Source organism: Streptomyces sp. NPDC048353 (genome assembly GCF_055587165.1).
This window is the reverse complement of the sequence record NZ_JBVJGU010000002.1, coordinates 953,357-972,432: the sequence shown is the minus strand read 5'-3', so window position 1 is coordinate 972,432 and position 19,076 is coordinate 953,357. Positions and strand designations below refer to the sequence as shown.

20 protein-coding genes and 1 pseudogene are annotated in these 19,076 nt (G+C 71.4%); 9 read left to right on the top strand and 12 right to left on the bottom strand.

From position 1 onward, the window contains the following. The first annotated feature begins 1 nt into the window (after position 1). Positions 2 to 946, top strand: a complete 945-nt coding sequence (locus tag ACZ6RC_RS09850) for a PadR family transcriptional regulator (RefSeq protein ID WP_469580490.1) — start codon at positions 2 to 4, stop codon at positions 944 to 946. A gap of 119 nt (positions 947 to 1,065) precedes the next feature. Here the strand turns inward: ACZ6RC_RS09850 and ACZ6RC_RS09845 are convergent. The 3 genes and pseudogenes from ACZ6RC_RS09845 to ACZ6RC_RS09835 form a co-directional block, all read right to left on the bottom strand. Further along, positions 1,066 to 2,364, bottom strand: a pseudogene (locus ACZ6RC_RS09845) (cellulase family glycosylhydrolase); the annotation flags it as partial. Positions 2,365 to 2,575: 211 nt separating this feature from the next. Then, positions 2,576 to 3,541, bottom strand: coding sequence for a zinc-binding dehydrogenase (locus tag ACZ6RC_RS09840; protein WP_391139268.1), 966 nt, complete (start codon positions 3,539 to 3,541; stop codon positions 2,576 to 2,578). Positions 3,542 to 3,745: 204 nt separating this feature from the next. Then, positions 3,746 to 4,957: an NAD(P)-dependent malic enzyme gene (locus ACZ6RC_RS09835; RefSeq protein ID WP_469580487.1), complete on the bottom strand. Its 1,212-nt coding sequence runs from the start codon at positions 4,955 to 4,957 to the stop codon at positions 3,746 to 3,748. A 535-nt stretch (positions 4,958 to 5,492) separates the two neighbouring features. Here ACZ6RC_RS09835 and ACZ6RC_RS09830 point away from each other — a divergent pair. From ACZ6RC_RS09830 to ACZ6RC_RS09820, 3 genes are read left to right on the top strand one after another with little or no spacing between them, the layout of a single operon-like run. Then, positions 5,493 to 6,467: an ABC transporter substrate-binding protein gene (locus ACZ6RC_RS09830; protein ID WP_391139270.1), complete on the top strand. Its 975-nt coding sequence runs from the start codon at positions 5,493 to 5,495 to the stop codon at positions 6,465 to 6,467. A gap of 29 nt (positions 6,468 to 6,496) precedes the next feature. Next, a complete protein-coding gene (locus ACZ6RC_RS09825) occupies positions 6,497 to 7,429 on the top strand; it encodes an amino acid ABC transporter permease (RefSeq protein WP_391139271.1) in 933 nt (310 codons plus the stop codon). A gap of 5 nt (positions 7,430 to 7,434) precedes the next feature. Then, the gene (locus ACZ6RC_RS09820; protein WP_391139272.1) at positions 7,435 to 8,196 is read left to right on the top strand and encodes an amino acid ABC transporter ATP-binding protein; all 762 of its coding nucleotides are present in this window, start codon (positions 7,435 to 7,437) and stop codon (positions 8,194 to 8,196) included. 104 nt (positions 8,197 to 8,300) lie between these two features. Here ACZ6RC_RS09820 and ACZ6RC_RS09815 read toward each other — a convergent pair whose 3' ends face one another. After that, complete coding sequence (locus tag ACZ6RC_RS09815) at positions 8,301 to 9,065, bottom strand: class I SAM-dependent methyltransferase (protein WP_469580482.1); 765 nt, start codon at positions 9,063 to 9,065, stop codon at positions 8,301 to 8,303. 94 nt (positions 9,066 to 9,159) lie between these two features. Between ACZ6RC_RS09815 and ACZ6RC_RS09810 the strand changes: the two genes are divergently transcribed. Beyond that, positions 9,160 to 9,738: a CGNR zinc finger domain-containing protein gene (locus ACZ6RC_RS09810; RefSeq protein ID WP_453613671.1), complete on the top strand. Its 579-nt coding sequence runs from the start codon at positions 9,160 to 9,162 to the stop codon at positions 9,736 to 9,738. Here the strand turns inward: ACZ6RC_RS09810 and sodX are convergent. Beyond that, positions 9,693 to 10,145 (bottom strand): nickel-type superoxide dismutase maturation protease, encoded by a 453-nt coding sequence (gene sodX / locus ACZ6RC_RS09805; RefSeq protein ID WP_391139275.1) that lies wholly within the window; start codon positions 10,143 to 10,145, stop codon positions 9,693 to 9,695. The two genes, ACZ6RC_RS09810 and sodX, sit on opposite strands and share 46 nt — an antisense overlap. A gap of 151 nt (positions 10,146 to 10,296) precedes the next feature. Here sodX and sodN point away from each other — a divergent pair, with 151 nt between their 5' ends. Continuing rightward, positions 10,297 to 10,692 carry a superoxide dismutase, Ni gene (sodN, locus tag ACZ6RC_RS09800; protein WP_215065625.1) on the top strand — a complete coding sequence of 132 codons (396 nt, stop codon included), beginning with the start codon at positions 10,297 to 10,299 and terminating at the stop codon, positions 10,690 to 10,692. Positions 10,693 to 10,893: 201 nt separating this feature from the next. Here the strand turns inward: sodN and ACZ6RC_RS09795 are convergent, their stop codons facing one another. Genes ACZ6RC_RS09795 through ACZ6RC_RS09785 form a run of 3 tightly spaced genes read right to left on the bottom strand, consistent with a single transcriptional unit; the run spans position 10,894 to position 12,475 of the window. Beyond that, complete coding sequence (locus tag ACZ6RC_RS09795; RefSeq protein ID WP_453613668.1) at positions 10,894 to 11,361, bottom strand: GNAT family N-acetyltransferase; 468 nt, start codon at positions 11,359 to 11,361, stop codon at positions 10,894 to 10,896. Next, positions 11,358 to 11,522: a hypothetical protein gene (locus ACZ6RC_RS09790; protein WP_469580477.1), complete on the bottom strand. Its 165-nt coding sequence runs from the start codon at positions 11,520 to 11,522 to the stop codon at positions 11,358 to 11,360. Before ACZ6RC_RS09790 ends, ACZ6RC_RS09795 begins: the two co-directional genes overlap by 4 nt. Further along, positions 11,519 to 12,475: a LysR family transcriptional regulator gene (locus ACZ6RC_RS09785; RefSeq protein WP_469580474.1), complete on the bottom strand. Its 957-nt coding sequence runs from the start codon at positions 12,473 to 12,475 to the stop codon at positions 11,519 to 11,521. The genes ACZ6RC_RS09790 and ACZ6RC_RS09785 overlap by 4 nt, the downstream gene beginning before the upstream one ends. Positions 12,476 to 12,661: 186 nt before the next feature. On the opposite strand from ACZ6RC_RS09785, the gene snpA reads away from it, so the two are divergent. After that, the gene (gene snpA / locus ACZ6RC_RS09780) at positions 12,662 to 13,324 is read left to right on the top strand and encodes a snapalysin (protein WP_453613663.1); all 663 of its coding nucleotides are present in this window, start codon (positions 12,662 to 12,664) and stop codon (positions 13,322 to 13,324) included. A gap of 90 nt (positions 13,325 to 13,414) precedes the next feature. Here the strand turns inward: snpA and ACZ6RC_RS09775 are convergent, their stop codons facing one another. Further along, positions 13,415 to 13,834, bottom strand: coding sequence for a DUF6304 family protein (locus ACZ6RC_RS09775; protein ID WP_453613660.1), 420 nt, complete (start codon positions 13,832 to 13,834; stop codon positions 13,415 to 13,417). A gap of 459 nt (positions 13,835 to 14,293) precedes the next feature. Then, positions 14,294 to 14,881 (bottom strand): dihydrofolate reductase family protein, encoded by a 588-nt coding sequence (locus ACZ6RC_RS09770; protein ID WP_469580470.1) that lies wholly within the window; start codon positions 14,879 to 14,881, stop codon positions 14,294 to 14,296. A gap of 118 nt (positions 14,882 to 14,999) precedes the next feature. On the opposite strand from ACZ6RC_RS09770, the gene ACZ6RC_RS09765 reads away from it, so the two are divergent. Next, complete coding sequence (locus ACZ6RC_RS09765) at positions 15,000 to 15,602, top strand: TetR/AcrR family transcriptional regulator (protein ID WP_453613656.1); 603 nt, start codon at positions 15,000 to 15,002, stop codon at positions 15,600 to 15,602. On the opposite strand, the gene ACZ6RC_RS09760 is transcribed toward ACZ6RC_RS09765, so the two are convergent. Then, the gene (locus ACZ6RC_RS09760; protein ID WP_391139670.1) at positions 15,583 to 16,611 is read right to left on the bottom strand and encodes a family 2 encapsulin nanocompartment cargo protein polyprenyl transferase; all 1,029 of its coding nucleotides are present in this window, start codon (positions 16,609 to 16,611) and stop codon (positions 15,583 to 15,585) included. The two genes, ACZ6RC_RS09765 and ACZ6RC_RS09760, sit on opposite strands and share 20 nt — an antisense overlap. A 180-nt stretch (positions 16,612 to 16,791) precedes the next feature. Further along, positions 16,792 to 18,207, bottom strand: a complete 1,416-nt coding sequence (locus ACZ6RC_RS09755; protein ID WP_391139284.1) for a family 2B encapsulin nanocompartment shell protein — start codon at positions 18,205 to 18,207, stop codon at positions 16,792 to 16,794. A gap of 266 nt (positions 18,208 to 18,473) precedes the next feature. Here ACZ6RC_RS09755 and ACZ6RC_RS09750 point away from each other — a divergent pair, with 266 nt between their 5' ends. Beyond that, entirely contained in the window at positions 18,474 to 19,064 is a 591-nt protein-coding gene (locus ACZ6RC_RS09750) for an N-acetylmuramoyl-L-alanine amidase (RefSeq protein WP_391139285.1), read from the top strand. The last annotated feature ends 12 nt before the right edge of the window (positions 19,065 to 19,076 follow it).

Below are 19,076 nucleotides of genomic sequence, written 5' to 3'. Positions count from 1 at the left end.
CATGCCGCCCGTCTTCGCCCACGGCCGACTCCGCCTCTATCTCCTCAAGCTCCTCGACGAGGCGCCCCGCCACGGCTATGAGGTGATCCGCCTCCTGGAGGAGCGCTTCCACGGCCTGTACGCCCCCTCGGCGGGCACGGTCTATCCGCGGCTGGCCAAGCTGGAGGCCGAGGGCCTGGTCACGCACGCCACCGAGGGCGGCCGGAAGGTCTATTCGATCACCGACGCGGGCCGCGCCGAGCTGGCCGGCCGCGGCGGCGAACTGACCGACCTCGAGCGGGAGATCCGCGAGTCCGTGTCGGAGCTGGCCTCCGAGATCCGTGACGACGTGCGCGGTGCGGCCGGCAAGCTGCGCAGCGAGATGCGCGCGGCGGCGAGCGAGACCCGACGCCAGGACTCCTCGTTCGCCGACGTCAAGGAGGAGCTGCGCCGCGCCAAGCAGGAGTGGAAGGAACAGACCCGCCAGGCCCGCGCCGAGGCGCAGTCGGCGCGGAGCGAGGCGAAGGAGTTCCAGCGGATCGCCCAGCAGGTGCAGGAGCAGGTGCAGGACCGGTTCGCCCGGGGCGACTGGCCCAAGGGCGTCTGGGAGGGCCTCTCGGACATCACCGCCCAGCTCGGCGGCCTGGTGACCGGTGTGCACGCCAAGGGCACGGCGCAGCAGCCGCAGACCCCGGAGCAGGCCGCGTCGGAGTGGGCGAAGGACCACACCCCCACCGGCGACCCGGCCCGCGATCTGGACCGTCTCCTGGACCGCTTCCGCGACGACATCCGCGACACGGCCCGGGACCACGGCGTGACCCCCGACCAGCTGGCCACGGCCCGCGGCCACCTGTCGACGGCCGCGGACCGGATCACCGCCCTGCTGACGCCCGCCCAGAAGGACGGGCAGCGGGGGCCGGCACACGGACAGGGACAGGGACAGGGACAGGAGAGAGACAGGGGCTAACGTCCCCGCCGCACGACCGGTCCGGGGACCCGGGCCCGGCCTCAGAGCCGGCCCGGAAGCCCGTCTCGGTCGCGGTCTCGATCTCGGTCTCAGTCCCGGTCCCGGCCTCAGTCGCGGCCTCAGTGGTCTCGGTCCCGGGTAACGGTGACCGTCACCCGGGCGCCCGGGGTGGCCAGGACCCAGGCGGCGCCGGGCCGCTCGCGCAGCACGACCGCCTTGCCGTGGGCCGTGACCGTCCAGTCGCCCGGCGGCAGGGAGAGCCTCGTCAGGCGGGGGCCGCGCCGCCCGGAGTCGTACTCCAGACGGTAGACCCCGCTCCCGGGGTCGTACGCGGAGGAGCGGACGGTGCCCGCGACCGCCTCCGCGTACGGCTCGGCCGTCAGCTCCTTGTTCGTACGGAAGGCCCCGGCGCCGTCCACCGCGCAGTAGCCGCCGCCGTAACACCACACGTAGCCGGCCCATCCGGAGCCGTACCGGCCGAGAGAGGCCATCGCGTCCCGGTAGAAGCGGCTCATGCGGGGCAGCGCGTTGTTGAGCGGCCCCCACTCCCCCACGACGACCGGGACCCGGTACGCCTCGGGGTAACGGGTCACCGCCCGCTCGTACGCCTCGATCCAGCCGGCCTCCGGGTCGTAGTCGGCGCCCGCCTCCATGGCGGTGTTGTAGAAGTGCGGGGCATAGACGATCTTCGGGTCGTGGATCCTGCCGAGGCCCGTGGGCACGCCCTCGCCGACGATCGGAGTGGGCTCGACGAAGATCCAGGTGTCCCGGTCGACCCAGCGGACCGCGTCCGCGAGGCGGTTGTACATCGGGGTCAGGTGCTCGCGCTCGATCCGCCGGGCGGCGGCCGGCAGCTCCTCGCCCTCCCGCAGCTCGCCCATCGGCTCGTTGATGAGGTCGTAGCCGAGGACGGCGGGATGGTCGGCGAACCGGTCGGCGAGGACCCGCCACATCCGGGCCTGGGCGCGCCGCAGGTCCTCGTCCTCGTAGAGATGGGTGAAGGCCCGCTGCACGGCGGGCTCGAAGTACTCGGCGAACCAGTCGTCGGGGTGCGGGGTGAAGGGCAGCCCGTCGGTGCGGGTCGCCCACTCGGGCACGCCCCGGTGGCCGAACGCCGGGCCGAAGACGTCCTGGTGGGCGTCGATCAGCACCTGCACGTCGTGCTTGTGGGCCCAGCCCAGGACACGTTCGATCTTCCGCAGATAGGACTGGCTGTAGCGGCCGGGCCGTGGCTCCAGGTCGTCCCAGAAGATCAGGAGCCGGGCGAAGTTGAAGCCCTTGGCCCGCATGTCCCGGAAGTGCCGCTCGGTGACGGCTGCGAGGGCCTGCTCGCCGCGGTTCGCCTTGTCCTCGACGTTCCAGCCGCGCAGGGTGAGGACCCGGCCCTGTTCGTCGGTGAGGGCGGGTATCGCGCCGCCGCCGGAGCCGGCGGTCACCGCGCGGGCGGCGAGGGCCGGGGCGGCGGGGCGAGCGGCGCGGCGAGCAGAGCGGCGGCGAGGACGCCTGCCGCCAGGGTCGTTCGCACGGCGAGCGATGTTCGTATGGTGGGCGACGTTCGCAACACGGGGACCTCCGGCACGACGAAGAGTTCGCGGTGCCGGAGATCCCATCAGTACATCTGACGAACCATCAAGACGTCGTGAGGACGATCTTTCCGAAGAGGTCGCCGGAGGCCATCTTCTCGAAGCCCTCGCGGGCGCGGTCCAGCGGCAGCACCTCGTCGATCACCGGGCGGACGCCGGTGGCCGCGCAGAAGGACAGCAGGTCCTCCAGCTCGTCCTTGGAGCCCATCGTCGAGCCGACGACCTTCAGCTCCAGGAAGAAGATCCGGGTCAGCTCGGCGTGCGACGGCCGGTCGCCGCTCGTCGCGCCCGAGATGACGAGCGTGCCACCCGGCCGCAGGGACTTGACCGAGTGCGACCAGGTGGCCGCGCCGACGGTCTCGATGACCGCGTCCACACGCCGCGGGAGCCGCGCGCCCGGCTCGTACGCCTCCAGGGCACCGAGCTCCACGGCCCGCTTGCGCTTGGCCTCGTCGCGGCTGGTGGCGAAGACCCGCAGGCCGGCGGCCTTGCCGAGGACGATCGCCGCGGTGGCGACGCCGCCGCCCGCGCCCTGCACGAGGATCGAGTCGCCGGGCCGCACGCCGGCGTTGGTGAAGAGCATGCGGTACGCGGTGAGCCAGGCGGTCGGCAGGCAGGCGGCCTCCTCGAAGGAGAGCTCCGCGGGCTTGGGCAGCACGTTCCAGGAGGGGACCGTGACCCGCTCGGCGAAGGTCCCCTGGTAGCGCTCGGTCAGGATGGAGCGGGGCTCGTCAGGGCCGACTCCGTGGCCGGTCTGGCCGATGACCGAGTGCAGGACGACCTCGTTGCCGTGTTCGTCGATGCCGGCCGCGTCGCAGCCGAGGATCATCGGCAGCTTCTCCTCCGGCAGCCCTACCCCACGCAGCGACCAGAGGTCGTGGTGGTTGAGGGAGGCGGCTTTGACGGTGACGGTGGTCCAGCCGGCGCGGGCCTCGGGCTCGGGGCGCTCGCCGAGCTCGAGTCCGTTCAGGGGCCGGTCGCGGTCGATGCGGGCGGCGTAGGCAGCGAACATGACCTTGAGCGTAGGGTCAGCGGCTCCGTCACGGAACCATGCCACGGTGTGACGCATGTCCCTGGCGACAGCCCTCGCGGCCGCCCCGCCGGCACCTCTCGAACGCACGGAGGGGCCGCCCTCGACAGGGCACGGGACGCACGGAGGGGCCCCGTCCTCGGAAGGAACGGGACCCCTCTCACACCCCTCGTGTGTGCCGTCGCGTCAGCGGCGCGCCACGCCCTCGGCGCGGGCCGTCGCCGCCACGGCGGCCGTGACCGCCGGGGCGACGCGCTCGTCGAACGGGGACGGGATCACGTAGTCGGGGGCGAGGTCGGTGCCGACCACGTCCGCCAGCGCGTTCGCCGCGGCGATCTTCATGCCCTCGGTGATCCGGGAGGCCCGGACCTGGAGGGCGCCCGCGAAGATGCCCGGGAAGGCGAGCACGTTGTTGATCTGATTGGGGTAGTCCGAACGGCCGGTCGCCACGACGGCCGCGTACTTGTGCGCGATGTCGGGGTGGACCTCGGGGTTCGGGTTGGCCATGGCGAACACGAACGCGTTCGGGGCCATCGAGGCCACCGCCGCCTCCGGGACCGTACCGCCGGAGACGCCGATGAAGACGTCGGCGCCGGCCAGGGCGGTCTCCAGCGTGCCGGAGAGGCCGGCCTTGTTGGTGAGCTCCGCGAGTTCACGCTTGACCGGGGTGAGGTCGTCGCGGTCGCGGCTCACGATGCCCTTGCGGTCCGCGACGGCCACGTCGCCGAGCCCCGCCTCCAGCAGGAACTTGGCGATGGCGACCCCGGCCGCGCCGGCGCCGGAGATGACTCCGCGCAGGTCACCGAGGGTCCGGCCGGTCAGCTTCGCGGCGTTGCGGAGCGCGGCGAGGGTGACGACGGCGGTGCCGTGCTGGTCGTCGTGGAAGACGGGGATGTCGAGGCGCTCCTGGAGCTTGCGCTCGATCTCGAAGCACCGCGGCGCCGAGATGTCCTCCAGGTTCACTCCACCGAAGGACGGGGCGAGCCGGACGACGGTCTCCACGATCTCGTCCGTGTCGGTGGTGGCGAGCGCGATCGGCACCGCGTCCACGCCTCCGAACTGCTTGAAGAGGATGGCCTTCCCCTCCATGACCGGAAGCGAGGCCTCCGGGCCGATGTCGCCGAGGCCGAGCACTGCCGTTCCGTCGGTCACGACCGCGACGACCTGCGACTTCCAGGTGTAGTCGTGGACCAGCTCAGGCTGCTCGGCGATCGCGGTGCACACCTTGGCGACTCCGGGCGTGTACGCGAGGGACAGGTCGTCCTTGTCCCGGAGCGGCACGGTGGCCGAGATGGCCATCTTGCCGCCGCGGTGCAGCGCGAAGGCCGGATCGAAGGGCTCTTCCTGAGCCCCTTCCGGACCGCTGTCGCTGCGAGGGTTGACGATCTCCGCTGCCATTGGGTTGACCCCTTAAGTCTTCATCATTTGAGGGTGGCCGCTCCTGGTTGAGGAGGGGTGGGTGGGTCCCGCGGCCACCGTGTCTGGTAGCCGCGCGGGCGCGCCGCACAACGCGCCCTGAGCCCCGGATGAGGGGTGTAAGGATCCTTCTTACCGGACAGACGGCACCGCGGACGAGTCCGAATTGGAGCGGTGATGCGACTCATACGGCCGTATCGTCACGTTGTCCTGGGTGGACACGTCACCCCATGTCCTGACTGATACCCGAGAGCACGAATTCGCGCGCTTCGTGTCGTCCGAATGGCGAGATCAACCGGAGATTTTCCGGTCCGTATCAGGTATCCCCGGAGAAGGTGCGGCCTTGCGGGAGCGGTCCGTCCGGGTTCGGGGGTCACCCGTTATCCGATTTTGACATGCGGGGCCCCCTGTTTGGGGTGGTCCGAATGGCAAGATGCCGTAATCACACGAGGTCGCGACACCCGAAGGTGCGTGCGCGGCCTATGGCAACTCCCTCACACGCCGGAGGAACCCGACCATGACCGCACGCTCCACGCGCTGTACGACCGCCGCCAAGACCCGCACCTCCCGTCTTGCCGCGGTCGCCGCCATCGCGGTCGCCGGCTCCATGCTGCTGACCGCCTGTGGAGACCAGACCGAGGGCGCGAAGACTCCCGAGGCCAGCGCCTCCGGCGGCGCCTCCAAGGCCCCGCTCTTCTCGAAGCTGCCCGCCGACATCCAGAAGGCCGGCGTCATCAAGGTCGGCACGGACGCCACGTACGCCCCGATGGAGTTCAAGAAGGGCGCGGAGATCGTCGGTGTCGACCCCGACATCGCCGCCGCCCTCTCCAAGCAGCTCGGCGTGAAGTTCGAGTTCGCCAGCGGCACCTTCGACACGCTGCTCACCGCCCTGCCGACCGGTCGTACGGACATCGTCATGTCCTCGATGACCGACACCAAGGCCCGCCAGGAGGGCCTGGACGACAAGGGCAAGAAGACCGGCACCGGTGTCGACTTCGTCGACTACTTCACCGCCTCCACCGGCATCCTGGTGAAGAAGGGCAACCCGGAGAACATCAAGTCGCTCGACGACCTGTGCGGCAAGAAGCTGGCCGTGCAGCGCGGGACGACCTACGAGCAGGCCGCCAAGGACCAGGCCGAGAAGTGCAAGAAGGACGGCAAGCCGGCCCTCACCTTCGAGTCCTTCCCGACCGACGCCGAGGCGCAGACCCGCGTCAAGGCCGGCGGCGCGGTCGCCGACCTGAACGACTCGCCGGTCGCCGCGTACATCGCGCAGACCGCGGGCGGCGGCAACGACTTCGAGGCCATCGCCAACAAGACGGACGCCGGTCTCTTCGGCATCGCGGTGGACAAGAAGAACACGCAGCTCCGGGACGCGCTGAAGGAAGCCCTGGACGCGATCATCAAGGACGGCACCTACAAGGCCGCGCTCGACAAGTGGAACGCCGGTGACGGTGCCATCCCCGCGGCCAAGATCAACGGCGGCTCCTGACCCCCACGCACCACTGAAGGGCAGTCGCAGTGACTGACAAGCTCGACAAGGTTCCCGCCGGGGCGTCGCCCGCCCCGGCCGGGATCCCGCCGGAGGCCATCAAGGCCATTCCGGTCCGCCACTACGGTCGCTGGGTCGCCGGCGTCGTGGTCGTCGCCCTCCTCGTCCTCCTCGCGTTCGCCTTCTCGCAGGGCGACGTGCGCTGGGCGACCGTGCCGGAGAAGCTGTTCGACCCCAGCATCCTGGAGGGCCTGGGGAACACCATCCTCATCAGCGTCGCCTCGATGGCGCTCGGTCTGGTGCTCGGTGTCCTCTTCGCCGTCATGCGGCTCTCCAAGAACCCGGTGACCAGCTCGGTCGCCTGGCTCTACATCTGGGTCTTCCGCGGCACGCCGGTCTATGTGCAGCTGCTGATCTGGTTCAACCTCGCCCTGATCTTCCCGATCTTCAACATCGGGTTCTACAAGGACGAGATGACCGATGTCATGACCCCCTTCCTGGCCGCCCTGCTGGGTCTCGGCCTCAACGAGGGCGCGTACATGGCGGAGATCGTCCGGGCCGGCATCCAGTCGGTCGACGAGGGTCAGACGGAGGCGTCGCACGCCCTGGGCATGAGCCAGGCGAAGACGATGCGGCGCGTGGTGCTCCCGCAGTCGATGCGGGTGATCATTCCGCCGACCGGCAACGAGTTCATCAACATGCTGAAGACCTCGTCCCTGGTCGTCGCCGTGCAGTACCCGGATCTGCTGCGCGCCTCCCAGGACATCGCGTCGACCTCGTTCGCGGTGATGGAGATGTTCTTCGTCGCCTCGATCTGGTACCTGATCCTGACGTCGGTGTTCAGCGTCGGCCAGTTCTACCTGGAGCGGCATTACGCACGTGGCTCGCTGCGCTCGCTGCCGCCCACGCCGTGGCAGAAGGTCAAGGCGAACATGCTCTCCCTCTCCAACTGGCGGCGGTGAAACACATGACGGCAATGGTGAAGGCCGAGGGCGTCCACAAGTCCTACGGTGCCGCCCACATCCTCAAGGGCATCGACCTCGAGGTGAACAACGGTGAGGTGTTCTGCCTGATCGGCCCGTCCGGGTCGGGCAAGTCCACCTTCCTGCGGTGCATCAACCACCTGGAGAAGATCAACTCGGGTCGGCTGTACGTCGACGGCGAGCTGGTGGGCTACCGCCAGAAGGGTGACAAGCTCTACGAGCTGAAGGACAGCGAGGTCGCGGCCCAGCGCCGGGACATCGGCATGGTCTTCCAGCGCTTCAACCTGTTCCCGCACATGACGGCCCTGGGCAATGTCATGGAGGCGCCGATCCAGGTGAAGGGCGAGTCCCGCGCGGTGGCCCGCGAGCGGGCCGAGCGGCTGCTGGACCGGGTGGGCCTGGCCGACAAGGCCGGGAGCTACCCCTCGCAGCTCTCCGGCGGCCAGCAGCAGCGTGTCGCCATCGCCCGCGCGCTGGCGATGGAGCCGAAGCTGATGCTCTTCGACGAGCCGACCTCGGCGCTCGACCCGGAGCTGGTGGGTGACGTCCTGGACGTCATGCGCGACCTCGCCGAGTCGGGCATGACGATGATCGTCGTCACCCACGAGATGGGCTTCGCCCGCGAGGTGGGCGACTCGCTCGTCTTCATGGACGGCGGCGTGGTGGTCGAGGCCGGCCACCCGCGCGAGGTCCTGACCAACCCGCAGCACGACCGGACGAAGGCGTTCCTGTCCAAGGTGCTGTAGGCGGTACGTCGTGAAGGGGCGGTACGGATCTCCCGTACCGCCCCTTCCCGTGTCCGCACTGTCCGGGGCGTCGGAGCCTTCGCGGGCCGGGCGCCGGCGGCGGTCTACTTCACCGCGAGGACGAGGGTGTCGGAGGGCGAGGCCCAGACCGGCCGGGCCTCGGCGAAGCCGGCGGCCCGGAGGATCTCGGCGTGGCGGCGGGAGGAGGGCATGTCCCCGTCGGCGTGCTCGCCGTAGATCTCGAAGCGGCGGGCGGTGGGCTCGGCGAGGACCGGGTCCTGGGCGGCCACGGCCCACCACGCCGCCCAGTCGAGGGCTCCGTCGGCCTTGGCCCGGTCCATGGCGGCGTGCCGGTGGGCCCGCTCCGCGGCGTTGATGCGGGGCGTGGTCTCGTCGATCATGTGGTCGGCGTTCATGAGGACGCCGCCGTCACGGACGAGGCCGGCGAGCTGCCCGTACAGCGCGGTCAGCGGCTCGGTGTGCAGCCAGTGCAGCGCGGTGGCGGTGAGCACGGCGTCGTACGTCCCGTACGGGAGCCGGGTCACCCATTGCGGGTCCTTGAGGTCGGCGGTGACGAAGGTGACGCGCGGGTCGTCGGCGAAGGAGCCCTCGGCGATGGCGAGCAGGGCGGGGTCGAGGTCGACGCCGGTACTGGTCGCCTTCGGGAACCTCTTGAGGAGCCTGTCCGTGATACTCCCTGTACCGCACGCCAGGTCCAGGACGCGGGGCTCCGTCCCCACCACGGCCTCGACCATGTCGAGCATCACGCGGAACCGGTCCTCCCGGTCCGGCATGTACCACTCCTGCTGACGGTCCCAGCTCTGCTGCCAGGCCGCCCAGTCGGTTCCGGTCGTCGCCGCGTCCGTCATCGCCGAACCTCGCCCTCTTCGTAATACCCTCGAAGGGGAAACAGCCGTTACCCCCTGTCGCCCAGACCCTAGACCGCCGGAGTAAGGACTACAAGTGGAACTGGCCTATTACTCGGATTACGCCGTGCGTCTGGTCAACACCGAGGAGCCGGCCCGCAACAAGGACTCCCTCACCTCCGTCGAGGCGGTCCGCGAGCTCTTCGGCACGGCCTCGCAGATGGCGCGGCGGACCACGGACGCGGACGTGACCCGCTTCCGGTCGGTACGGGGCCGGCTGCGGGGGGTCTTCACCGCGGCCGACGAGGGCGACCACACCCGTGCCGTGGACCTGCTGAACTCGCTCCTGCTGGAGTTCCCCGTCAGCCCGCAGATCTCCGGCCACGACTATCTGGACGACGAGGGGCGGCCGCGCTGGCACATGCACCTCGCCGACCACCCCTCGAACGCGACGGCGGGTTACGCGGCGATCGCGGCGATGGGCCTCGCCTTCCACCTGACGGAGTTCGGCGCCGACCGGCTCGGCCTGTGCCAGGCTTCGCCGTGCCGGAACGCGTACCTCGACACCTCGACCAACCGCTCCCGCCGCTATTGCTCGGACCGCTGCGCGACCCGCGCCAACGTGGCCGCCTACCGGGCCCGCAAGCGCCTGGAGGCCGAACGCTCCGCCCCGTAGGAACGGACCGTCACGACGGGCCTGAGGGCGGAGAACAGCCAGGAGAGGACCACGAGGGGCGAACGCCGGCGGCCGGGCGTCACGGGGCGGTAGCGCGCCCGCACCCGGCCGAGGACCATCTCGGCGGGCACCACCCCGAAGACCCGGCTGTCCCCCTCGGCGGCGGGATTGTCGCCGAGCACCCACCAGCCGTCGCCCCGGGGCTCGACCAGCCGCTTGACGATGAGCAGATCCTGCTGGAGCGGGTGGCGCAGCACGGCCACGCTCCCGGGTCGCGGGAGCGCTCCGTAGTGCACCAGCAGCCGGTCACCGTGGAGCAGCGTGGGCACCATGGACACCCCCGTCACCTCGGCGATCCCGAACAGGGGCCCGGACCCCCGCCCCGGCTCCCGCCCCGATTCCGTCATCCGGCACCTCCCGGTCCGATCGTCCACTCCTCCACGAGTCCCATGGTGACCCTGGACTTTTGCCCTAAGCCTCAGGGGGCGCTCGCGAAAACACGCTTCTCGGGGAGTAATCTCCCACCTGAGAAGACGATCACGAGGAAGGACCAGCTGCATGCTTTCCCGCCTGTTTGCCCCCAAGGTGAAGGTCAGCGCCCACTGCGACCTCCCCTGCGGTGTCTACGACCCGGCCCAGGCCCGGATCGAGGCCGAGTCGGTCAAGGCCGTCCAGGAGAAGTACCAGGCCAACGAGGACGCGCACTTCCGCGCCCGCGCCACGGTCATCAAGGAGCAGCGCGCGGAGCTCGCCAAGCACCACGTGTCGGTGCTGTGGAGCGACTACTTCAAGCCCCCGCACTTCGAGAAGTACCCGGAGCTGCACCAGCTCATCAACGACACCCTGAAGGCCCTCTCGGCCGCCAAGGCGTCGACGGACCCGAAGACCGGCGAGAAGGCTCTCGAGCTGATCGCCGAGATCGACCGCATCTTCTGGGAGACGAAGAAGGCCTGATCTCCCTCTAGGCGGTCTGACCCGCACTTTCGCGGGTCGCGCCGCTTAGCTGTCCGCACCCGGACCCCCAGACCGCCGAACCCGGCGTCCCTGGGGGCCCGGGTGCGGTCTTTTCCGGCCGGTTGTGGGGCGGGCCGAGGCGGCAGCCCGGACGACCTTCCGCCGCTCGTCAGGGCTCCGCCTGCTCGCCGGGGCTTGGCCCTACCCCGGGTCCACCGGGAGGAAGTAGCGGAGCTTCGGCTTCGAGGTGGCGCCCAGGCGGTCGTAGAAGCGGATGGCGCCCTCGTTCCAGGCGGGGGTCTGCCATTGGAGTTCGGTCAGGCCGAGGGCGCGGGCCTCGGTGTGAAGGGCGGTGATGAAGAGGGGGCCGAGGCCCAGGCCGCGCTGGGTGGGCGAGAGGTAGAGGCAGTCCAGGTGGAGGTATTCGGCGGCGTCCCAGGTGGAGAGTTCGGGGGCGCACGATGCGTAGCCCGCCAGGGTGCCGTCGGGCAGTTCGGCCACCAGGCAGCGCAGGCGGGTGGGTTCGGGGCCGAAGAGGAGGCGGGCGAGCCGGTCCGCGAGGCCCGGGGCCGGGGGCGGGGACTTCTCGTAGGCGGCGTGCTCGGCGGCCAGTTCGGCCACCCGCTCCAGGTCCTCCGGGCGTGCGTGGCGGACGCGGGCGGCGGTCACCGGATCTCCCCGCCGGCGAGGACGGCCGCCGCCCACGCCCCGACCCGGTCGCGCGCCGCGAGCTGCCCGCCGGCTTCCCGCGCCCCGAACGACCGTACGGCCCGAGCGTGATGTCCCCGCGGCGGCGAGAGCGGCGCGGCCTCGTCCACAAGATCCGTCATGCCGTCATCATGCACGGCCCCACGGACATCCCGTGCCGCCGCAGCCACCGCCGGTACGGTGCCGCCCGCAGCGCCGCCTCCCGGTAGGCCGCCGCGAGGTCGGCGTACAGGGGTTCCAGCGGGAGTCCCGGGCGGGCGTAGAGCAGCAGGCGGACGCCCAGCGGGTCGTTCCGCAGGGGGCGGATGGCCATGTCCTCCCGGGGGCCGGAGGTGGGCTGGCAGGGCGCCACGGCCTCGCCCAGGGCGATCAGCGAGGCCGCCGTGTGGTAGTCGCCGTGCAGCAGCGGCGGGTCGATGCCGGCCTCGCGCAGGACCCGGCGCAGCCCGTCCCACTCGCCGTCCACGGTCGGGTCGACCATCCAGCGGTCCTCGGCGAGGTCGGTCAGGTCCACCACCGCCCGCCCGGCGGCCGGATGGTCGCGGGCCATCGAGACGAACTGGGGCTCCCGCTCCACCAGGACCCGCGCCTGAAGGCCCTCGGGGACCCGCAGCGGGCACCCCTCGACCTCGTGGACGAAGGCCACGTCCAGCTGGCCGGTCGCGACCGCGCGCAGCAGCGCGTTGGCGGAGACGTCCATGTGCAGCGCGATGTCGGTCACCGGGCTTCCCTGGCGCAGTCGGCGCAGCCAGCCCGGCAGTGCGCGGCTGGCGGTCGATCCGACCCGTAACAGCGGTCCGTCGGTCCGGGCCGCCGCGGCCCTGGTCTCGCTGATCAGCGTGGCCATCTGGTCGACCAGCGGCCGGGCCCTGCTCAGGACGGCCCATCCGAGGGGCGTGGGCCGGCAGCCGGTGCGGCTCCGGGAGAAGAGTTCGGCGCCCAGGGCGTTCTCGATCCGGCGCAGCTGGGTGGTCAACGAGGGCTGGCTCATGCCGAGGTGGCGCGCGGCCTTGTGCAGACTTCCGGTGTCCGCGATGGCGCAGAGCGCGCGCAGATGCCTCACCTCCAGCTCCATGACCCAGAGGGTAGGGCGGCACCCCCCGTCGCACCAGACACCTGCGTCGCATCAATTCCTGTGCGGGCGGGGGCGGTTGGGGCCGACGGGGCGGGGGTGATGCGTTCGGGCTATCGGCGGCTGCCATCATCCGCGCACGCCCCGGCTCCCCCGACACTCTCCCCAACCGATCAGGAGGAGCCCCCCATGAGACGCCCCAAGGTCCTCACCGCCTCACTCGCCGCGACCCTCGGTCTCGGCCTCGCCGCCGCACTCGGAGCCGCCCCCACCGCCTCCGCCACCACCGTCGCCCCGTCCGCCGTGGCGGCACCCGCCGGGTTCGCGGCCTACGCCGGATCCACGGCGGAGGCCAAGGCGAACAAGGCGTTCTTCGACGCCGTCGTGAAGTCGGTGGCGAAGAAGCGTGCCGCCGCGCCGGGCGCGGCCGCCGTCACCGTCGTGTACAGCGCCGCCAACGCGCCCTCGTTCCGCTCGCAGATCTCCCGGAGCACCCAGATATGGAACAGCTCCGTGGTCAACGTGCGGCTGGTGGAGGGCAGCAACCCCGACTTCCGCTACTACGAGGGCAACGACTCCCGGGGCTCGTACGCGAGCACGGACGGCCACGGGAGCGGCTACATCTTCCTCGACTACCGGCAGAACCAGCAGTACAACTCCACCCGTGTCACCGCCCATGAGACGGGGCACGTCCTCGGTCTGCCGGACCGCTACTCCGGCCCGTGCAGCGAGTTGATGTCCGGCGGCGGTCCGGGCACCTCGTGCCAGAACGCGACGCCGAACGCGCAGGAACGCGCCCGGGTCGACCAGCTCTGGCGCTACGGTCTCGCGTCGGCGTTCAAGACCCCCTGATCCGACGGCTCCCCGCCCCCGGCGCCGACCGGGGGCGGGGAGCACCCCGCCGGGCAGGGCGGAGAGAACCCGGGAGCCGGAGCCGCCGGGTCAGGCGGCTTGCAGCACGGGGCGGCCGAAGGCGGCCCCGGCGGGCAGTTGGCGCCTGACCCGGGCGAGCGCCTCCTCGAAGTCGCCGCCGGCGATCCCGGATTCGTAGGCGGCGCCGCCGTAGTGCAGGGTCAGGCTGAGGTCCACCCGCTCCCCGAGGGCCAGCAGGCAGCCCAGGGTGGCCTGCTCGGCGACCCCTTCAAGGACGACGGGAAGGGGCAGGTCCCATTCCAGGACGCACCCGGTAAGCGGCTCGCCGCTCCCGTCGGCCGCGCGGAGCGCGCCGAAGCCCGCGCCCGTGTACTCGATTCCCCTGATGCGGGTGGACACCTGACGGCCGTCCACCGTGATGACGATCGCTTCCGCGCCGCCGCGGTCCCGGTACCAGCCGGTCCAGACTTCTGTCGACTCCGATGACATGCGCGGACTGTAGCGGTATGACCGGCTCCACCGCGCGGCCGGTCACCCGGGGGCCGGACTTCTCCCGGTCTCACCGTTCTTGCCGGTCACCTGCGTGGTAGTGGCTTCCGCGCCACCTGCCCCCGCGTTTTCCGCGCCCCGCGCGTGACCCACCGGCCCGGGTGCCTCCGGCATCGTCGGCGTCGCCGGGCTACGCCGCCCCGGTGCCCCCCGGCCGGGTGCCCTCCGGTTCGGCGCCGCGCGGCAGGGAGCCGTCCGCGCGGCGGCCGACGAGGGCACAGTCCGCGTGGGGGCACGGCCGTGCCTCCCAGAGCGGCACCCATGCGCCCAGGACCTTGTGCCGCCTGATGGCCGTACCGACAGGCCGTCCACAGGCCGGGCAGACCGGCTCGGCCTGTGGATCGTGACCGGTAAGGCGATGGTCGGTGCCCATACCTCCAGGGTAGGGCGCGCGACATGTCACCGCTTCCTGGTGTACGTCCGCACGAGGACGCCGTTGTCGTAGGCGCGCACCGCCCCCAGCGTGAAGTCGCGGGGCGTGAAGTCGGCGCCGAACATCGGCATGCCGGAGCCGTAGACCTGCGGATAGGTCTTGATGATCAGCTCGTCGATCTCCTCGATCAGCGCTCCGGCGATGGTCGAGCCGCCGCAGAGCCAGATGCCGAGCGGACTGTCCTCGGCCTTCAGTTCGCGGATGCGGCCGACCAGGTCGTCGGCGATCAGCTCGACGTGAGGGTCGGGCGACTCGGTGAGGGAGCGGGTGGCGACCAGCTCCCGCAGGTGTGCGTACGGGCTGGTGACGCCGATGTCGAGGGCGAGGCGGTAGGAGGCCATGCCCTGGACGACGGTGTCGAAGTGCCTGTTGGCGGTGGAGGGGTCGATCCCGAGCAGGTGCCGGACGTGCGCCGGGAAGGTCTCGGGATACTCGGCGGTCATGGCCGCCCCGTACTCGCCCGCGTGGAACGCGAACATCGACGAGGCGTCGCCCTTCGGGTCGCCGATAAAGCCGTCGATGGAGCAGGCGATGTAGTAGGTGAGCTTGCGCAAACCGGTCCTCTTCTATGCGGGAAGGCGGCTGCGATCGCAACCACGACGGTTATAGTGCTTCACCTGTAGTGGTTGCGCAAGGCTTTATCAGAAGAAGATCTTTTTACGAGGAGTCGGCATGGCAAGGAACCCGGAGCGGCGAACGACCCTTCTGGACGCCGCGATCGAGGTGCTGGCGGACGAGGGCGCCCGGGGCCTGACCTTCCGGGCGGTCGACGCCCGGGCCGGGGTCCCGACGGGCACCTCGTCCAACTACTTCACCGACCGCGACCAGCTCCTCTCCCAGGTCGGTGAACGGATCTTCGTACGGCTGACTCCGGACGCCGCCTCCGTCGACACGGCCCTGCGGCCCGAGCCGAGCCGGGAGCTCGTCGCCGAGCTGATGCGGTGGACCGCCCGGCGGATGGTGGCCGAACGCACCTGCTATCTGGGGCTCTTCGAGCTGCGCCTCGAAGCCACCCGGCGCCCCGAGCTGCGCGACCGGCTCACCACGGTCCTGCGCGCGGACCTGGACGAGAACACCCGCCTGCACCTGGCGGCGGGCATGCCGGGTGACGCCGAGACCGTCCGGCTGCTCTACCTCGCGCTGACCGGCCTCTTCCTGGACCACCTGACGGTGCCCGGTCTGCACGCCGAGCGGGAGCTCGACGAGCTGATCGACACGGTCGTCACCCGGATCGTGCCGGCGGACCGCCCGCCCCTCACCGCGTCCGGCGGGTGACGAACTCCGCCAGGGCCAGCAGGTCCCCCGCGGCCGACAGGTCCGGCACCGCCCGGGCCAGCTGCTGCACGGCCCGGCCCATCCGGTCGGCCGCCTGGGTCTGTGCCCAGTCCCGGCCGCCCGCCCGCTCGACGGCGTCCGCCGCCGCCCGCACCGCCGGACCGTCGAGCACCGGGCGGGCGTAGAGAGCGGCCAGCTCCTCCCCCGCCTCGGTCCCCGAGGCGAGCGCCGCCACCACCGGCAGCGACTTCTTGCGGGCGACGAGATCGGCACCGGCGGGTTTGCCCGTGCGGTCGGGGTCGCCCCAGATCCCCATCAGATCGTCGATGAGCTGGAAGGCGAGCCCGGCCTCGCGGCCGAAGGAGTCCATCGCCGCGACCTCCTCCTCGCCCGCCCCGGCGTAGAGGGCGCCCACCGCGCAGGAACAGCCCAGCAGGGCGCCCGTCTTGGCCGTGGCCATCGCCAGGCACTCCTCCAGCGACACCTCGTGCGGGGCGCGCTGCTCGAAGGCGCAGTCGGCCTGCTGTCCGGCGCAGAGCTCGATGATGCAGGCGGTGAGCCGGGCCGAGGCGGCGGCGGACGCCGGATGGCCGTCCTCGGCGAGCAGGCGCAGGGCCAGGGCGAGCATGGCGTCCCCGGCGATCAGCGCGTCCGGGATCCCGAACACCGTCCAGGCGGTGGGCCGGTGCCGACGGGTCGGGTCCTCGTCCACGATGTCGTCGTGGAGCAGGGTGAAGTTGTGGGCGAGCTCCACCGCGGCGGCCGCCCGCACCGCCGGGGCGGGGTCGCCGCCGAGCGCCCGGGCGGCGGCGAACACGAGCGCCGGCCGGATCGCCTTGCCCGCCTGTTCGGCGGCCGGTGTGCCGTCCGCGTGCTCCCAGCCGAGGTGGTACATCGCCACGCGCCGTATCGAGCCCGGCAGCGATTCCACCGTGCGGCGCAGTTGGGGGTGGACGACGGTCCTGGTCTCGTCGAGGAATGCCGCGGCGCCCTGGCCGCCGTCGGTCATGGCATCCGCGCTGGTCGTGGTCACGGTCACCTTCCTGTCTGTGTGGCTCGGCTCTCCCCTCGGCGGGGCCGGGGCCCCGCCGAGGGCTTCCCGGGCGTCCGGGACCGGGGCGGGACGGGGCCCCCGCCCCGGTCCCTGGCGGGGGTCCGGGCAAGGCTCGGGGGCCCCGTCCGCTCCGGCTCAGCGCCAGCGGCTGACCTCCACGTTCTCCAGGACTCCGAGGGCGTCCGGGACCAGCACGGCGGCCGAGTAGTAGGCGGTGACCAGGTACGAGATGATCGCCTGCTCGTCGATGCCCATGAAGCGGACCGAAAGGCTCGGCTCGATCTCGTCCGGGATGCCGGACTGCTGCAGGCCGATCACGCCCTGGTCCGCCTCACCCGTACGCATACAGATGATGGAGGTGGTCCGGGCGTCCGAGACCGGGATCTTGTTGCAGGGGAAGATCGGCACGCCGCGCCAGGTCGGGATGCGGTTGCCGTTGATCTCGATGGACTCGGGCACGAGTCCCCGGCGGTTGCACTCGCGCCCGAAGGCCGCGATCGCGCGCGGGTGGGCGAGGAACATCTTGGAGCCGCGACGGCGGGAGAGCAGCTCGTCCATGTCGTCGGGGCTGGGCACACCGTCGTGCGGCTGGAGCCGCTGGCCGTAGTCGCAGTTGGAGAGGAGGCCGAACTCCCGGTTGTTGACGAGCTCGTGCTCCTGGCGCTCGCGCAGCGCCTCGACCGTGAGCCGCAACTGCTGCTCGGTCTGGTTCATCGGCTGGTTGTACAGGTCGGCGACCCGGCTGTGGACCTTCAGCACGGTCTGGGCCACGGACAGTTCGTACTCGCGCGGCGAGGCGTCGTAGTCGACGTAGGTGTGGGGGACGACCGCCTCGCCGACGTGGCCGGCGGAGAGGTCGATCGCGGCCTCGCCGTATTTGTTGGTGCGCTGGTGGGGCAGGGCGGCGACGCCCGCCAGGTGGGTGGCGAGCGAGTCGGCGCGGTCCGCGAGGTTGCGCACGTCGTCACGGGTGAGCTCGAGGACGGTGCAGGCGGTGGCCGCTCGGGCGCTCCACTCCCAGGTGGCTCCCTCCTGGGTCAGCGAACTGTCGCCGAAATAGGAGCCGTCGGCGAGGACGCCGAGGATCGCCTCGTCGCCGTAGGGCCCCTCGCCCAGCTGCTCGACCTTGCCGTGGGCGAGCAGGAACACCCGGTCGGCGGGCTCGCCGGCGGTGGCGATCACCGCGCCGGCCGCGTACTCCCGCTGGCGGCAGCGGGACGCCAGCTCCACGAGGGCCAGCTCGTCGTCGTAACCACGCAGGGCGGGGAGTTCACCGAGCTCGGCGGGGATGACCGCGACGCGCTCGCCGGTCTGCACGAACGTGACACGCCCGTCTCCCACGGAGTAGCTGAGCCTCCGGTTCACCCGGTACGTACCGCCCTGGACCTGCACCCACGGCAGCATCCGCAGCAGCCACCGGGAGGTGATCTCCTGCATCTGCGGGGCCGATTTGGTGGTGGTCGCGAGGTTCCGCGCGGCGGCGGTACCGAGACTCTGCTGCGGACCTGCCTGATCCACGCGGACCTCGTCGCCAACCGAACCAACGGACATGGAACTCCCTCTCGTATGACTGAACTGCGAGACGAAGCCTTTCAGCACGGAGAGTGCGCGCGCCATTACACAAACGAGTGGCTTGGACCGGCTCCAGCTGGGCATGTCCCCCTGTTTCCACTCGAACAGCCCCCCTTCTGACAGCCGAACGGGCCGTTGTCCGAATCGGCTCGCACACGGTCCGAACGGATGGTCGCGGAGCGGGAGACTCCGGTACTCAGGTACCAGCGTCTCCTCCCGTCCAGCTCATCCGAAGGAGTCGGTCCATGGCACCACCCCTGTCCGCGAGCAGGTTCCTCGACGCGCTGCGCGACGAGGGACTCTCGGTCGTCGAGGTCGGCGACTGGCGTACCCACAACCGCAACCACAAGGGCCCGTGGGGCCCCGTCCACGGCGTGATGATCCACCACACCGTCACCCGGGGCACCGCGAACTCGGTCCGGCTCTGCCGCGACGGCCACGCCTCGCTGCCGGGGCCCCTCTGCCACGGCGTGATCGCCAAGGACGGCACCGTCCACCTGGTCGGCTACGGCCGCGCGAACCATGCCGGCGCCGGCGACGACGAGGTCCTGCGGGCGGTCATCGCCGAGCGGGGCCTGCCGCCGGACAACGAGGCCACCGTCGACGGCAACCGGCACTTCTACGGCTTCGAGTGCGTGAACCTCGGCAACGGGACGGATCCGTGGCCGAAGGTGCAGTTGGAGGCCATCGAGAAGGCGGCGGCCGCGGTGTGCCGCGCGCACGGCTGGTCCCAGCGCTCGGTCATCGGCCACCTGGAGTGGCAGCCCGGGAAGGTGGACCCGCGGGGCTTCACCATGGCCTCCATGCGGCAGCGCATCGGCGAGCGCCTGAGGTAGCGGCCCGGCGCC

What these genes read in the sequence shown, in the direction of transcription:
- ACZ6RC_RS09850 (WP_469580490.1), top strand. Translation starts at nt 2, where the DNA reads ATGCCGCCCGTCTTCGCCCACGGCCGACTCCGCCTCTATCTCCTCAAG.
- ACZ6RC_RS09785 (WP_469580474.1), bottom strand. Translation starts at nt 12,475, where the DNA reads ATGGAGCTGGAGGTGAGGCATCTGCGCGCGCTCTGCGCCATCGCGGAC.
- ACZ6RC_RS09760 (WP_391139670.1), bottom strand. Translation starts at nt 16,611, where the DNA reads ATGACCGACGGCGGCCAGGGCGCCGCGGCATTCCTCGACGAGACCAGG.
- ACZ6RC_RS09750 (WP_391139285.1), top strand. Translation starts at nt 18,474, where the DNA reads ATGGCACCACCCCTGTCCGCGAGCAGGTTCCTCGACGCGCTGCGCGAC.
- ACZ6RC_RS09820 (WP_391139272.1), top strand. Translation starts at nt 7,435, where the DNA reads ATGACGGCAATGGTGAAGGCCGAGGGCGTCCACAAGTCCTACGGTGCC.
- ACZ6RC_RS09790 (WP_469580477.1), bottom strand. Translation starts at nt 11,522, where the DNA reads ATGACGGATCTTGTGGACGAGGCCGCGCCGCTCTCGCCGCCGCGGGGA.
- ACZ6RC_RS09755 (WP_391139284.1), bottom strand. Translation starts at nt 18,207, where the DNA reads ATGTCCGTTGGTTCGGTTGGCGACGAGGTCCGCGTGGATCAGGCAGGT.
- snpA (WP_453613663.1), top strand. Translation starts at nt 12,662, where the DNA reads ATGAGACGCCCCAAGGTCCTCACCGCCTCACTCGCCGCGACCCTCGGT.
- sodX (WP_391139275.1), bottom strand. Translation starts at nt 10,145, where the DNA reads ATGACGGAATCGGGGCGGGAGCCGGGGCGGGGGTCCGGGCCCCTGTTC.
- sodN (WP_215065625.1), top strand. Translation starts at nt 10,297, where the DNA reads ATGCTTTCCCGCCTGTTTGCCCCCAAGGTGAAGGTCAGCGCCCACTGC.
- ACZ6RC_RS09835 (WP_469580487.1), bottom strand. Translation starts at nt 4,957, where the DNA reads ATGGCAGCGGAGATCGTCAACCCTCGCAGCGACAGCGGTCCGGAAGGG.
- ACZ6RC_RS09775 (WP_453613660.1), bottom strand. Translation starts at nt 13,834, where the DNA reads ATGTCATCGGAGTCGACAGAAGTCTGGACCGGCTGGTACCGGGACCGC.
- ACZ6RC_RS09830 (WP_391139270.1), top strand. Translation starts at nt 5,493, where the DNA reads ATGACCGCACGCTCCACGCGCTGTACGACCGCCGCCAAGACCCGCACC.
- ACZ6RC_RS09840 (WP_391139268.1), bottom strand. Translation starts at nt 3,541, where the DNA reads ATGTTCGCTGCCTACGCCGCCCGCATCGACCGCGACCGGCCCCTGAAC.
- ACZ6RC_RS09765 (WP_453613656.1), top strand. Translation starts at nt 15,000, where the DNA reads ATGGCAAGGAACCCGGAGCGGCGAACGACCCTTCTGGACGCCGCGATC.
- ACZ6RC_RS09815 (WP_469580482.1), bottom strand. Translation starts at nt 9,065, where the DNA reads ATGACGGACGCGGCGACGACCGGAACCGACTGGGCGGCCTGGCAGCAG.